The 13,402-nt window shown below is 37.5% G+C and carries 8 protein-coding genes, 1 tRNA gene and 1 pseudogene; 6 read left to right on the top strand and 4 right to left on the bottom strand.

Going from position 1 to position 13,402, the window contains the following annotated elements; translation table 11 throughout:
- Nucleotides 1–206: 206 nt before the first annotated feature.
- Nucleotides 207–2,258, bottom strand: coding sequence for an Ig-like domain-containing protein (locus tag EKM78_RS05845; protein WP_164507216.1), 2,052 nt, complete (start codon nt 2,256–2,258; stop codon nt 207–209).
- Between the two features lie 420 nt (nt 2,259–2,678).
- On the opposite strand from EKM78_RS05845, the gene EKM78_RS05850 reads away from it, so the two are divergent.
- The 3 genes from EKM78_RS05850 (at nt 2,679) to EKM78_RS05860 (ending at nt 5,377) form a co-directional block, all read left to right on the top strand.
- Nucleotides 2,679–3,629, top strand: a complete 951-nt coding sequence (locus tag EKM78_RS05850; protein ID WP_125770327.1) for a DHH family phosphoesterase — start codon at nt 2,679–2,681, stop codon at nt 3,627–3,629.
- Nucleotides 3,630–3,740: 111 nt separating this feature from the next.
- Nucleotides 3,741–4,052: a hypothetical protein gene (locus EKM78_RS05855; protein ID WP_125770329.1), complete on the top strand. Its 312-nt coding sequence runs from the start codon at nt 3,741–3,743 to the stop codon at nt 4,050–4,052.
- 530 nt (nt 4,053–4,582) lie between these two features.
- Entirely contained in the window at nt 4,583–5,377 is a 795-nt protein-coding gene (locus EKM78_RS05860; RefSeq protein WP_125770331.1) for an SDR family NAD(P)-dependent oxidoreductase, read from the top strand.
- Nucleotides 5,378–5,753: 376 nt separating this feature from the next.
- On the opposite strand, the gene EKM78_RS05865 is transcribed toward EKM78_RS05860, so the two are convergent.
- On the bottom strand, nt 5,754–7,085 hold the full coding sequence (locus tag EKM78_RS05865) for a dihydrolipoyl dehydrogenase family protein (RefSeq protein ID WP_125770333.1): 1,332 nt from the start codon (nt 7,083–7,085) through the stop codon (nt 5,754–5,756).
- A 286-nt stretch (nt 7,086–7,371) separates the two neighbouring features.
- Between EKM78_RS05865 and EKM78_RS05870 the strand changes: the two are divergent.
- Nucleotides 7,372–8,823: pseudogene (locus EKM78_RS05870) on the top strand (catalase).
- A 293-nt stretch (nt 8,824–9,116) separates the two neighbouring features.
- Nucleotides 9,117–9,593 (top strand): GNAT family N-acetyltransferase, encoded by a 477-nt coding sequence (locus EKM78_RS05875; protein ID WP_164507217.1) that lies wholly within the window; start codon nt 9,117–9,119, stop codon nt 9,591–9,593.
- 685 nt (nt 9,594–10,278) lie between these two features.
- On the opposite strand, the gene EKM78_RS05880 is transcribed toward EKM78_RS05875, so the two are convergent.
- Nucleotides 10,279–10,362, bottom strand: a tRNA-Leu gene (locus EKM78_RS05880).
- 58 nt (nt 10,363–10,420) lie between these two features.
- Here EKM78_RS05880 and EKM78_RS05885 point away from each other — a divergent pair.
- Complete coding sequence (locus tag EKM78_RS05885) at nt 10,421–11,269, top strand: NAD(P)H-hydrate dehydratase (protein WP_125770337.1); 849 nt, start codon at nt 10,421–10,423, stop codon at nt 11,267–11,269.
- A gap of 72 nt (nt 11,270–11,341) precedes the next feature.
- On the opposite strand, the gene EKM78_RS05890 is transcribed toward EKM78_RS05885, so the two are convergent.
- The gene (locus tag EKM78_RS05890; protein WP_164507218.1) at nt 11,342–12,937 is read right to left on the bottom strand and encodes a putative polysaccharide biosynthesis protein; all 1,596 of its coding nucleotides are present in this window, start codon (nt 12,935–12,937) and stop codon (nt 11,342–11,344) included.
- Between the last annotated feature and the right edge of the window lie 465 nt (nt 12,938–13,402).

A 13,402-nucleotide genomic window follows, 5' to 3' on the forward strand; every position in this document is an offset into this window, starting at 1 on the left:
ACAAAAAAACATGGAATTACTCCCCCCTGTGGTAGTAATTCCATGTTTATTTTTAAATTAATATTTTATTTAAAAGTAAAATGCTCCCTCACAAACATTTTGCTTAATTATAATCGTGATTTGTTTAACAATTTCTGTTGATAGTATAACATTTTTTCATAATTTACAAATAATTGAATGGAAATTTATTCAAATTTGATGAATGATTAAACGGAATCATTAACTGTCCATGCTAAAACTGTTTTATAATGCCCAGCCTCTGGGATATCATTCGGCAATTCTAGTTTGACTTTATTTTTCCAGTAAATAGACGGCACTTGTTCGCCTTGCTTGGTTTGGTAGAGCTCTAATCCGTTTAAATTGATCGGCTCTTCCACCCCATTTTGGTCTAAAACTAGTTTTGAGTTGAACATTTTACCGTTCTCATTCATAAAGTTTGGATCTGCACTGACAAATACTTTTCGCGGCGTTCGATCAGCCTGACTGCGCTTATCGACGACTTGCAAAACTTCAGAATTAGGATCGTCAACTTTTCCGATCAAAGGTTTACTATCGGATGTTTGCAAAACACTGCCAAAATCGATTGATCTAGCATTTAAGGCAAATTCTTGTGGGATCGGATTGATCGAGTAATTCTTACTATTATAATTTCCTAGCAAGGTATTTTCTTTGTTTCGTGGAGAATAAGTAGCATGACCGGTAAAGTTTAAGGAAGTCGCATCGTATGGCATTTGAAAAGTCAGTGAATAAATAATAGCCCCAGTGTTATCATTAAAAATTACGTGGGGATCACTTATCGTGTCGAGCTGCGGATTTTCCGTTGGCTGCGTTTTATAAAACTCTTGTCCATTTGCATCTTTCCATTTAGGTAGGCTCTTTAATTCCCCAGTATTCCCGCCACCTATTTTTTGAAATGACAAGACTTGTGCTCCGTTGGGAAGTTGAAAGGTCAACGGTCCATCGTCGACGGTCGAATTGAGATCTTGATCAGTCAACCAAAAAGAGACCTCCAATTGATCTGACTTTTTAACATTGGTCAGGGAACCATTAGCGTCGGCTTTTTGATTAGTGGTCAGATTCTCAAACTTGAAGGAACTGAATTTGATTAGGTTGTTAGAAATTGCTACTACTGTTAATTTGGCTGGATTGGTGATCAACTGCTTGGTTGAATCATTAAAGGAAACGACCGCATAGTACTGCGAACCATCTTGAGCACTAGCCTGAAGATTTGATATCGTATACTGCAGATTAGTGCCAGCTTGAACGATCGGATAATCAGCTTTCGGATCAAATTTCTGGTCAGGAGCAACTCTGTGCCACTCGACTTTACTAATAGCACTCATATCGCTTTGTCTGGTGCCGGGGATAGTGAATTCAACGCTGCTGCCATTTTGAGCAGATTTATCGGTCAATCCCCCACCCACGGTAATATCAGTACTACCCTTGATTTTACTGCCATCTGGATTAGTTAACTCGGCATAGATCGTAACAGTTTTGGTTTTTCCCGACGGATCAGAAATAGGCTGTACTAGTCCTTTTTGGTCGACTGTAGCGATCGAAGTGTCACTTGAAGACCATTTCACGTCACCAGTAGCGTTAGATTCCTTAGGAATTGCGTGAACATAGGTTGTATCTTCATAATTTTGGTTATTGTACAAATATTTATCATCTGAAGTTACCGTTAAGTAACTAGCTTTATTTTCCTTTGCATAAGTATTAACTTGCACAATATTTGAGTAATCATACTTATCTCGATAGGTGATCAAACCTAGATCTCGCCATTTCAATTGATACTGATAATATTTAACTCCAGCACTGGGTGAAACTATTAAATCATCCCCATTGGAAATTTTAGCAGCGGGATCATTAGCTTTCAGAGGCTCCCATTTTTGAGTGTTCGTATTATACACCAGCCATTGTTTGGCGTTCAGATCGTAATCATCGTCAACGTCACCTTCCGCCGGAACAGTATGAATAGTCTTGGAGCCTCCTCCAGTATACAAATTGATTTGTGAATTAGGTTGTAATCTAAAACCATCGTTTTGATAAAAAGTTAAAACCTTTTTGACAGTTTGGCTTGGCGTGTTATTGTCAATTGCCGGAACAGTACTGGTTGTCGCGGTAGTATCGGTATCAGCTTCAGAAACGTGATCGTTGGTGGAATGATTGCTTTTAATCCCCAAATTAAAAGTTAGTCCAATAATTAAACCAAAGGTGACCGTCAATATAAACAAAGCTATCATTTTTTTGATTAGCATATCCCGTCCTCCTCGGGGATATGATAGCATCATCGCGACTGAATGCTAGATTAAAGTTCATTTTATATGAAAATATATTACTATAACATAATTAATTAATTGTAAATTATTAAAGCGCTGGCTTTTATTTTTTGAAATAATTTGATATCAAAACATTATATTGTGTAAAAAACATTATTTCACGCTGATTCAATTCGTTACACGCTTTACTATTTTGATTATATTTATTATTGGAGAAGATTTTTCGTGCAATCATCCATGACCGAAACAATTCACTGATATATTGCTTGCTTTTTTAAAATACCCAATCCCAATAATTTGAAAAATGAATTTTTGAAAGAAATAGATTTTATTTAATATGAATATTGCCATATTTCGGGTATATTAAGGTTGTGAGAAGTTAAATTGGAGGTCCAAAAAATGATCAGTCAAATATATAAAGAAGTCACCAATGCATCAAAAATCATTATTTTAAGGCATCGCAATCCCGATCCTGATGCCGTAGGGTCACAAATCGCCTTAAAGCTTTTGCTTCAAACAGCATTTCCTGAAAAAGAGATCTATGCTACTGGAATCGACTTACCAATTTTTGATTGGATCGGAAAAATGGATCAACTTGACCAAACTGATTATACCGGTGCACTGATAATTGCAGTTGATACAGCAAATACTGAGCGGATCGACGATGACCACGATTTATCATTTGTTAAAAAAATCATCAAGATCGACCATCATCCTAATGTGGATCCCTTCGGTGCCATCAACTGGGTCAAAGACCATTATTCCAGCTGTGCGGAACTGATCTTCAAATTTGCCAGTAAAACTAATTTACAAATAACGCCTAAAATCGCTGATTGCTTATATGCCGGCATCATCGGTGACACTAACCGCTTTTTATATGCGGATACTAATTTTCGAACACTCGATGCTGCTGCCAAATTAATTAAACTAGGTGCTAATGCGTCGAAGATCAGTCATGAAGAAAATGAGATCAATCTACAAACCGCCAGATTAGAGGCCTATATGTTGGAAAACTTTTCATTAAATGATTCCGGATTTGCTTATATTGTATTAAATAAGCAACTACTAGATATTTTTAATTTGAATCCTGGAGAATTAGATTATGCAGTTCCCTTGATCGGGAAAATCGATTCTGTTAAAACTTGGGCTGTTTTAAGCGAAAATGAAACTAATGTCTTCCGCGTAAACTTGCGATCAAAGAATATTCCGATAAATTCGATCGCCGAAAAATTTGGCGGAGGCGGTCATGCCCTAGCCAGCGGTGTTTATATTCACGGGACTGAATCAGTCGACTCTTTGATCAAAGAAATGGACAATATAACTAGCAAAAATACCAAAATCGATGAATGAAGCAGATTTATCGATTTTTTATTTTGAAAAAATTATTATTAAAAATGAATAATATTATTGCTGCTTAGTGACTTACTATTAGACTATTCAATAACAACTGGAGGTAATACTATGAAGGCTGTATATCCAATAGTTATGACAAAATGCGATCGCGAATATTATCCATATTATATCGACATCCCCGATTTTAATTGTTCACTCCACGCAACGGATCCATACACTGGAATGAAGCAAGCACGCAAGAAGATTTTTGAGCAAATAAAAAAATTAAAATCCTTCAACGAACCAATACCCCCATCAAATTACGTGATCCCAACTAATCACTACAGTGACGTAATTACACTCATCGACATTGATACAAGTGAATTTGAAAAGGAACAAAAAACACGCAATTTTTTCAAATTTTTAACCGTACCTGAATAGAGAGTGGAAGTGCACGATCAGCTGCTGAGCATTTACGGACTATTGGCACTAGAGTGCCGCGCAGCGGGGCTCGCCAATAGTTTGTAAAGCGGAGGCCGCTGGGCTCTGGAACTCGTTTTAGATAGAGAGTGGAAGTGCACGATCAGCTGCTGAGCATTTACGGGCTATTGGCACTAGAGTGCCGCGTAGCGGGGCTCGCCAATAGTTTGTAAAGCGGAGGCCGCTGGGCTCTGGAACTCGTTTTAGATAGAGAGTGGAAGTGCACGATCAGCTGCTGAGCATTTACGGGCTATTGGCACTAGAGTGCCGCGTAGCGGGGCTCGCCAATAGTTTGTAAAGCGGAGGCCGCTGGGCTCTGGAACTCGTTTTAGATAGAGAGTGGAAGTGCACGATCAGCTGCTGAGCATTTACGGACTATTGGCACGGTTGCACGGGTACTTAAATGTGCCTACTATTATTTTTCTGATGATTTGTTATGATTTAACAACAATGAATACAAAATATTAAATATATTTCAACGGAGAAATAATATGGACTTACATTTAACTAACAAAAGTGCCCTAATCACCGGATCCACCAAGGGCATTGGCAAAGCCATCGCTGTACAAATGGCTAACGAAGGAGCTAACGTCATTATTAATGGTCGTAAGGCTGTTGATGTTGATCGTGTAGTAACTGAAATCAAAAATCAATTTCCTAATACTTCACCAGTTGGTATCGCTGCAGATATTTCAACTACGGACGGTCAAACAGAATTGTTCCAAAAAATTCCCACAGTAGATATTTTGGTTAACAATATGGGTATTTTCCAACCGATGGATTATTTGGACATCACTGATGAAACTTGGGAAAAATTTTTCAAGGTCAATGTCCTCTCTGGAAATGCGTTATCGAAATTTTATCTTCCGAAGATGCTTGCCAAAGATTTTGGTCGTATTATTTTTATTGCGAGTGAGGAAGCCATCATGCCATCAGGTGAAATGCCTCAATACAGCATGACCAAATCAATGAACTTGTCTTTAGCAAAGAGTCTTTCCTTACTAACTAAGTCAACTCACGTAACGGTTAACACGATCATGCCAGGTTCAACTTTGACTGAGGGTGTTGAAAAAATGTTAACCGATATGTATAGCGAAAGTGACCTACCAAAAGAACAATGGGAAGCTGATTTTATGAAAAATCATCGTTCTAGATCACAAATCCAACGATTGATCCGCCCTGAAGAAATCGGTCGCTTTGCGGCTTTTGTTGCTAGCCCGGATAATTCATCATTTTCTGGTGAAGCATTACGATTAGATGGCGGTTTAGTTCCAACAATTATGTAAAAATTAGTAAAAAATAGCAAAAAATAGCAAGCACGTCTCATTTTGAGAATGCTTGCTATTTTTGCATTGTTTGGAGTCTGGCAGATTTCTGCCTCCGGTTTAGATTGGTTGCTCCATCACTTTGATGTAATTTTGATGGGATTCCCGTATAACTTAAACTTGCTCAATAAAATAGTGTTTTGTATTTACGCTTGTTAAAATTGCAGCGGTTTTGAATAGTGCTGTTTACTTTTTGCCCTCAAGGATGTTGAAACGATCTCCAGGCGACAGCGGCCTCCGGTTTAGAAACTGTTAGCATGCACGGCTTCGCCGTACCTTTGTGCTGACTGTCCCTAAATCCTCAGCAGCTGACCGTCGCCTTCCGCTCTCTCTGTTTTTATATCCGGCCAAATGCGGCTGATCCTATTGATGGAAATAGACTTACGATCCGTCCTATTTCTTCGGGATCAAGTTTTAATTCGATAATCGGCAATAAGCTGTTGATGACATCATCAGCATGATCACTCATTTCAGTAATGCCAACTAGTCGACCATCTTTATCATGAACTTGTTTGCTTTCTGCTAAGGTTTCTTTATCAACTTGATAATACCAGTCTTGGCTTAAGTCAGAATTAGTAACTGACAAGCCAGCTTTTTCAGCATCTTCTATTGACACCCCAGCTTCGGCTATGCGTGGAGACGTGAAGACCACTGAAGGTACAACTGGAAAATTGATAGCATCTGTCGTTTTTCCAGAGAACAATTTCATCAAATACATTGACTCAAAAATAGCGGTTGGTGTTAATTTCGGTTGATCTGAATCAATCACATCGCCTGAAGCGTAAATGTTATCTACTGTCGTTTGCAAATGATCATTAATGACGATACCACGCTCATTGTATTCAACGCCGATCTTCTCCAAATTCATGTTTTCAGTATTTGGGATCCGACCGGTTGCGTCCAATACCCAATCAGTCGTCAATTCTTCGCTGTCGCCGTACTGGACACTGATATTTGAGCCATTATTGCTGAATCCAGCGACTTTGGCATTGTATATAAATTTAACGCCACGTTTTGTCATATCAGCGATTACTTTTTCAACAAATGGTTGATGGAAGCGGCGCAAAGCTTTGTCTGAATGAAGCATCACCGTGACCTTTGAGCCAGCAGCATTGGCAATCGTCGCAAATTCCATACCAATATAACCTGAACCAATAATCACTATATCTCTTGGTAATGATTTAAGATTCATAAAGTCTTCGCTGTCGTGAGTCAGATCCTCACCAGGAACATCCAGACGATGTGGTCTTAAACCAGTCGAAATGACGATTTTATCGGCAGTGATTTCTTGATCATTAACGATAACAGTATGAGAATCTTTAAATGTCGCATATCCTTTGATCACATCGATACCCACACTATCCATCAAACCGGAGATCATACTTGGAAGAGAATCGATAACTTGTTGCTTATGTTCAACGTTACCAGTCCAGTTCAGTTCGACTTTTCCATTCAAAACATCATTCAAACGTTCAACTTCACGCATTACTTTTACAGGTTCATCCAAAGTGATCTTGGCGTTACAGCCACGATTAGGACAAGTTCCACCCACTAAGCCACTTTCAACAATCGCAACTTTGCAACCAGATGCTGCTAAAGGTATAGCCCCATCAAAAGTTCCATGACCAGCTCCGATATACAAAACTTGATAATCATATTGTTCTGACATTTGATAACCTCCAATTAATTTGCTTCATTGATTTAATGATAAAACGTTAGATGCATTTTCGTAACCAACAATTTAATCATAAACAAAAAGGTGATCAAAACAATTATTCTGCTCGAATGATTTTGTAAAAAAACAATAACTCGGTCAAATATGAAATAATCTAATTTTTTAAAAAATAAATTACCATTTTTGTGCACATAAATTGACTTTTTGGTGAAATAATCCAATCATAGAGATGTAATTTCGTTTATCACGAAATAAACTAAATTGATTGGAGATTATATTAATGGCAAAGAAACTGACAACACAAACTGGACAACCTTGGGCTGACAACCAACATTCGCAAACGGCTGGTCCTAGAGGTCCCGTCCTAATGCAAGACTATGATCTGATCGAGAAGTTGGCACATTTCGACCGTGAACGTATTCCTGAACGTGTTGTGCACGCTAAAGGTGCAGGTGCTAAAGGTGAATTCGTTCTTGAAAATGACATGAGCAAATATACTAAAGCTGACCTCTTCAATGAGGCTGGTAAGAAGACCCCATTGATCATGCGTTTTTCACAAGTGGCTGGTGAAAAAGGCTATCCGGATACAGTTCGTGATGTACGTGGCTTCTCAGTTAAATTTTATACAGAAGAAGGAAATTATGACATCGTTGGCAATAATACTCCGGTATTCTTCGTTAACGATCCATTAAAATTCCCTGATTTCATCCATTCACAAAAGCGTGACCCAAGAACTAACCGTCGTACTCAAGAAATGCAATGGGACTTCTGGTCACATTCTCCTGAATCACTTCACCAAGTTACATATTTGATGGGTGATCGTGGCCTTCCCGCTTCATATCGTGAAATGAACGGCTATGGCTCACATACTTTCAAATGGGTCAATAAAGATGGTGAACAATTCTGGATCAAGTATCACCTGATTGCTGATCAAGGCGTTAAGAATATGACTAATGAAATGGCTGATAAAATTTCAGCTAAGAATACCGACTTTTTGCAAGATGATCTCTTCGATGCCATTGAAAAGAAAGATTATCCTTCATAGGAAATGTATGTTCAGATCATCCCTTACGAAGAAGGTTTGAATTACAAATGGGATATTTTCGATGTTACAAAAGTTGTTTCACACAAAGACTATCCACTGATTAAAGTTGGTAAATTAACTTTGAACCAAAATCCTTCAAACAATTTCACAGACGTCGAGGAAGCTGCCTTTTCTCCTGCCAACTTAGTTCCTGGTATTGAAGCTTCTCCTGACAAATTATTACAAGGACGTTTGTTCTCTTACAAAGACACACAAAGATATCGTCTCGGAGTAAACTTTGAAGAACTTCCGATCAACCGTCCCGTTAACGAAGTCCACAACTACGAACGCGATGGCTATATGAAGACCAATAATCAAGGTGGCGAAGTTAACTACGAACCAAATGGTTTTGACGGTCCTAAAGAAGACCACTCAGCTAAAATTGCTGGTGATCCTGTTCAAGGTAATGCCATTAACCAACCTTATAATTATAAAGTCGACTACACAACTCAGGCGGGTGATCTCTATCGCTTAATGTCAAAAGAAGAACAAGATCGGATGATCGAAACTATCAAAGATGGATTAGGTTCATTCGACAATGATGAAATCAAGACCCTCGAAATCAAGCAAATGTACGGTGCTGATAAAGAATACGGTACTAGAGTTGCTGATGCCTTGGGAATGAACATTAACGACATTATCAAATAACCAAAACAAAAAATACGACCCAAGTTTTATAAATATTTTTGTTTAAAGATAGCCTATTCTGCTCGCCAAAATAAGTTATTATAATGTTGTTCTCAATAAAGGAGATAGGAAGCCACGCCTATCTTTTGAGATAATCCCCCTACATTATCAATATTTATTGAGATAGTTTCTCCTCATTAGGAATTAATATGAATCCCCCCTATGCGTTTCTTGACCCTCTTCGACAAAAAAGAGGGTTTTTTTGTTCTTTAAATTTATTTAAAAACAAATATACTAATTTTAGAGGGAAAAAGATGATAACGAAGATCACTGAATTTACACGGATAGATATTTCAGCCTTAGCAACTATTTGGCTAACGGAAAACATTTCCGCACATGATTTTATTGATGAAAAATATTGGTTAGACAATTTACCGTATTTTAAATCTGCCATTACAAAAGTTGACGTTTGGGTAGATGAAGAAGCTGATCAAATCACCGGATTCATCGGTATCAATGATAATTACATTGAAGGAATATTCGTCACCGAGGAGTATCAACATCAAGGAATCGGCAAAAAATTGCTTTCAGAAGCCAAAAACAATTTCGATCACTTGACCTTGCATGTTTATCAAAACAATCAAGCAGCCATTGAATTCTACTTAGGTCAAAATTTTGTAAAAACCGGTACCAATATCGATGAAAATACCAATCAAGTTGAATTAGAAATGAGCTGGAACAAGTTACAAAACCATAAATATCAAAGTTATAACAAAAAAAGTGCCCTATAAATGTTAGATGAATCCTAACGTTTACGAGGCACTTTTTTTGATTAAATACTGTGACATTTTAAATCATTGATCGACCAGTGATGTCGAAATAAATATTTTACAATTAATTTTCTGATCCCGAAATTGTAATCCCAGATTACGGAGTCGGTTTTGAACGTATGAACAAGCAAACTTCTATCCAAACTTAATACTGCTGTTTGTACACTAAAAAAGGACCAGACAAAAAAACGTCCAGTCCAAGTAATGCAAACTTAAAATAATACACCCGCGATAGTTCCAAGTAATGACTCAACAAAATACAGTGGATTGGCAAGTGTGATCGAATCCATTGGTGCACCGGTGTTTTGAGAAACAGTTGCTCCATTATTCATAATAAAACCTCCTGTACAATTATTGAAATAATTATACCACACATGAGTTCATATTATAAAAACGATTTGTTCTATTTTTCAAAAATTAAGTTTACAATTTTAAAAAATATTTTAGTTTTTCTGTAATCGAATACAACACTGCTGCAAAAGCAAATTTTAGTTTTTAATAACCCAAGAAAAGATAAATATATCACAAAGAACATTATATTTTATATGCAGAAATTGATTCTTTTGTAAATAGTTTTTGGAAATATTTGTTAAGCAAAAAAAAAGCTATAAACGCTGAAAATTCAACGTTTATAGCTCTTTTATTATGCTGCTGACAAGAGTCGAACTTGCACATGGAAACCCATACAGCGACCTGAACGCTGCGCGTCTGCCAATTCCGCCACAGCAGCAAAACTATCTTTGTGATATGCTTACCTTAAAACGATACCATAAAAATGAGGATATGTAATGCAAAAAATTGATAAATCGATCTTAAAACAAGTAATTACACCACGAGATCCAATTTCTTATAAGGGAAACTATGGAAAAATTTTGATCATCGCTGGCTCATCTAATTTTGGTGGCGCCGCTATTATGTCCGCTTCAGCTGCTATCCATTCTGGTGCGGGACTTGTAACTGTAGCAACTATTCCCGAAAAGTTTACCGCAATCAACACTCGCATTCCCGAAGCTATGACCGTTGACTACCATCATCTGATCGAAATCATTGATGCCATCAAGAATGCTGACGTTATTGCTATTGGCCCGGGACTGGGGACCTCCAAATACAGCGAGTCATTAGTTTCATTAGTTATCGATCACGCTCATATGGATCAAACGATCATCTTTGATGCATCTGCTTTGACAATAATTGCTGGATCCAAAATTGATATCGCAAAAATACCAGCAAATGTAATATTAACACCACATCAAGGTGAATGGCAACGTCTATCGCAATTAGAAATAGCCGAGCAAAAGCCTAAGAAGAATTTAGAACAATTACACAACATCGCACCTAACGCCCTTCTAATCGTGAAAAAACACCTTTCTGAAGTATATTACGAAGGATCTGCTAACCAAATCATCGCGGGAAATCCGGGAATGGCAACTGGTGGTATGGGAGATACTTTGACTGGAATAATTGCAGCTTTTGTTGGCCAATTCGGTTTCTCACAAAACACTGTCGAAGCCGCACTATTTCTACACAGTTTCATTGCCGATAAAATCTATAAAAAGAATTACGTCGTATTACCAGAAAAATTGATCGAAGCAATTCCAAAAAGTATGCAAAAGATCGTTACTAATAAAAAAGCATAATTATTAACAAAAAAGGCGCAAACCTTCTCAACCGAGGGTTTGCGCCTTTTGTTTGCAATAAAATACTTAAACTTATTTAATTCTAACTAAACGTCTGATCCGTGCTACACAAGATCCTAAAATCTTATCGGCTAATTTTGTTTTCAAAACTAAATAACCAAAGATCCCTGCACCGACAATTGCTTCAAAGATGAGCACGAACAAACTAACAATTCTATCCGAATCACCCACGAATCGATAAACGATCCAATTGATGATCAATACTGCAACAAACATCACGATCGAGAATATAATAATACCGCTGATACGATTCTCAGTCCGTTCAATATTGAATGGATAAATTTGATAAAGTTTTCTCAGCATCAACCAGCAAATGACCGCCATACTGATACTTGTAGCAACTAATGGTCCAAATTCATGGAACAAACCGATCATCGGAACTTGGATGATCACCTTAACAATAAATCCGATGACCAAATATCTGATTGCTAGCCGGTTACGGTATAAAGCTTGCAGAACTGCCGACAACACAGTAAATAATCCTAATAAGATCGACATGATCGATGAAAATTGTAGCATCGAAATTCCCAAAGCATCATACCGATAAAAAGTTGTCCAAAGTGGTTGTGAGACAGCATACATCCCTATAGCCGAAGGAATCATAATGAAAAAGAACAACTCCAAAGTATTGCTAATTTGATCTTCAATATCCTTCTTATCGCCTTTAGCAAACAATCCCGATAAGATCGGCACTGCAGTAACTGCCATAGCAGTTGACAGCGAAACTATGATCATAATCAATTTATTAGCCTGGAAACCAAACAGTGAATAATAATTATCCAACTGAACCTTTGTAGCATCAACGAACATCAGCATAAACTGTTGGAAGGTCGATTGATCATACAAATTGAAAAAAGTAATTCCCGCATCCATGATGATAAATGGGAAAGCTTGTTCAAATATTTCCCTGGCAAAATTCTTATTAATAGTCGTTGCCGGCTTACCATTGCGTGAAAGTGCCCGTAACTGAGGCAGCTTTTTAAAAATATAAAACAGCAATATCCCGATCGCAAAAATTGCACCAATAAAAGCTGCAAAAGTCGAATGGGTAACCGCACTAACATAACTACCCTTTTGCACTTGCATGATCAAATAAGTAGCAGTCAACATGTATAGCACACGTGCAATTTGCTCAACCAGCTGAGAAATTGCTGATGGTGCCATATCAGAATATCCTTGCATGTAACCACGTAAAATACTCAAAATTGGGATCACCAGAACAGCTATCCCAAGAGATTTGATTACCGGGATACTATTAGGATCTCCATCAGTAAAAATAAAAGCAATTGCTGAAGCGCCAAAAAACATAATCGCTCCAAAAATAATACCCATCAAAGCCATTATTTTAAGGCCTTGTTTAAACAACCGGTTACCCGTAGCATACTCATCCAAAGCATTATAATGTGAAATCTGCTTAGAAATAGCTCCAGGGATCCCAGCAGTAGAAATGATCAGAAACAAACTATAAATATTGTAACCTTTGGCAAATAAGGCATTAGCGGATGGATAATAAGACCCCATCCAAGCCATCCAAGGAATAATATAAATAGCACCCAGCACACGCGAAAAAATACTACCAGCAGTCATCCAGACTGAACCTTTTAACATCGTATCTTGACTCGAGGCCTCAGGATTCAAAAGCGGAATAGCTTCTTGACCATCTTGCTTATCCTTGTTCAAAAATTAGCACCACCTTAAAAACTATCTCAACAATTATACCAAAATTAAAGCGACTCTCAAAAATAATTATAAACTCAGAAACTTAAAATTACTCTTGATCCCCAAAAAAATCAAGAGTCACAACTATCATCCAAAAAATACCGTCCCCAGTAAAACAAGTCAACTAAAAGCAATCATCATTAAAATCTACTTAAAATCATCCCCAACAAAAATTTGAAAGAACTTAATCTATCCGACAATCAACGTCGATCCAACGTTTAAAAAGAGGCTGTGACATAAGTCTCCAAAAAAGGGTGTTGTATTAGAACCGTCAGGTTCTGATACAACACCCTTTTTGATATAATTATATGTATAAAAAAGAGCATCGGTCGCACCCGATACTCTAAGTACTTC

Source organism: Companilactobacillus furfuricola (genome assembly GCF_003946325.1).
Taxonomy (GTDB): domain Bacteria; phylum Bacillota; class Bacilli; order Lactobacillales; family Lactobacillaceae; genus Companilactobacillus; species Companilactobacillus furfuricola.

Bases quoted from the DNA above. Each gene is read 5' to 3' on its own strand.
- EKM78_RS05845 (WP_164507216.1), bottom strand. From the start codon at position 2,258: ATGCTAATCAAAAAAATGATAGCTTTGTTTATATTGACGGTCACCTTT.
- EKM78_RS05850 (WP_125770327.1), top strand. From the start codon at position 2,679: ATGATCAGTCAAATATATAAAGAAGTCACCAATGCATCAAAAATCATT.
- EKM78_RS05855 (WP_125770329.1), top strand. From the start codon at position 3,741: ATGAAGGCTGTATATCCAATAGTTATGACAAAATGCGATCGCGAATAT.
- EKM78_RS05860 (WP_125770331.1), top strand. From the start codon at position 4,583: ATGGACTTACATTTAACTAACAAAAGTGCCCTAATCACCGGATCCACC.
- EKM78_RS05865 (WP_125770333.1), bottom strand. From the start codon at position 7,085: ATGTCAGAACAATATGATTATCAAGTTTTGTATATCGGAGCTGGTCAT.
- EKM78_RS05875 (WP_164507217.1), top strand. From the start codon at position 9,117: ATGATAACGAAGATCACTGAATTTACACGGATAGATATTTCAGCCTTA.
- EKM78_RS05885 (WP_125770337.1), top strand. From the start codon at position 10,421: ATGCAAAAAATTGATAAATCGATCTTAAAACAAGTAATTACACCACGA.
- EKM78_RS05890 (WP_164507218.1), bottom strand. From the start codon at position 12,937: ATGTTAAAAGGTTCAGTCTGGATGACTGCTGGTAGTATTTTTTCGCGT.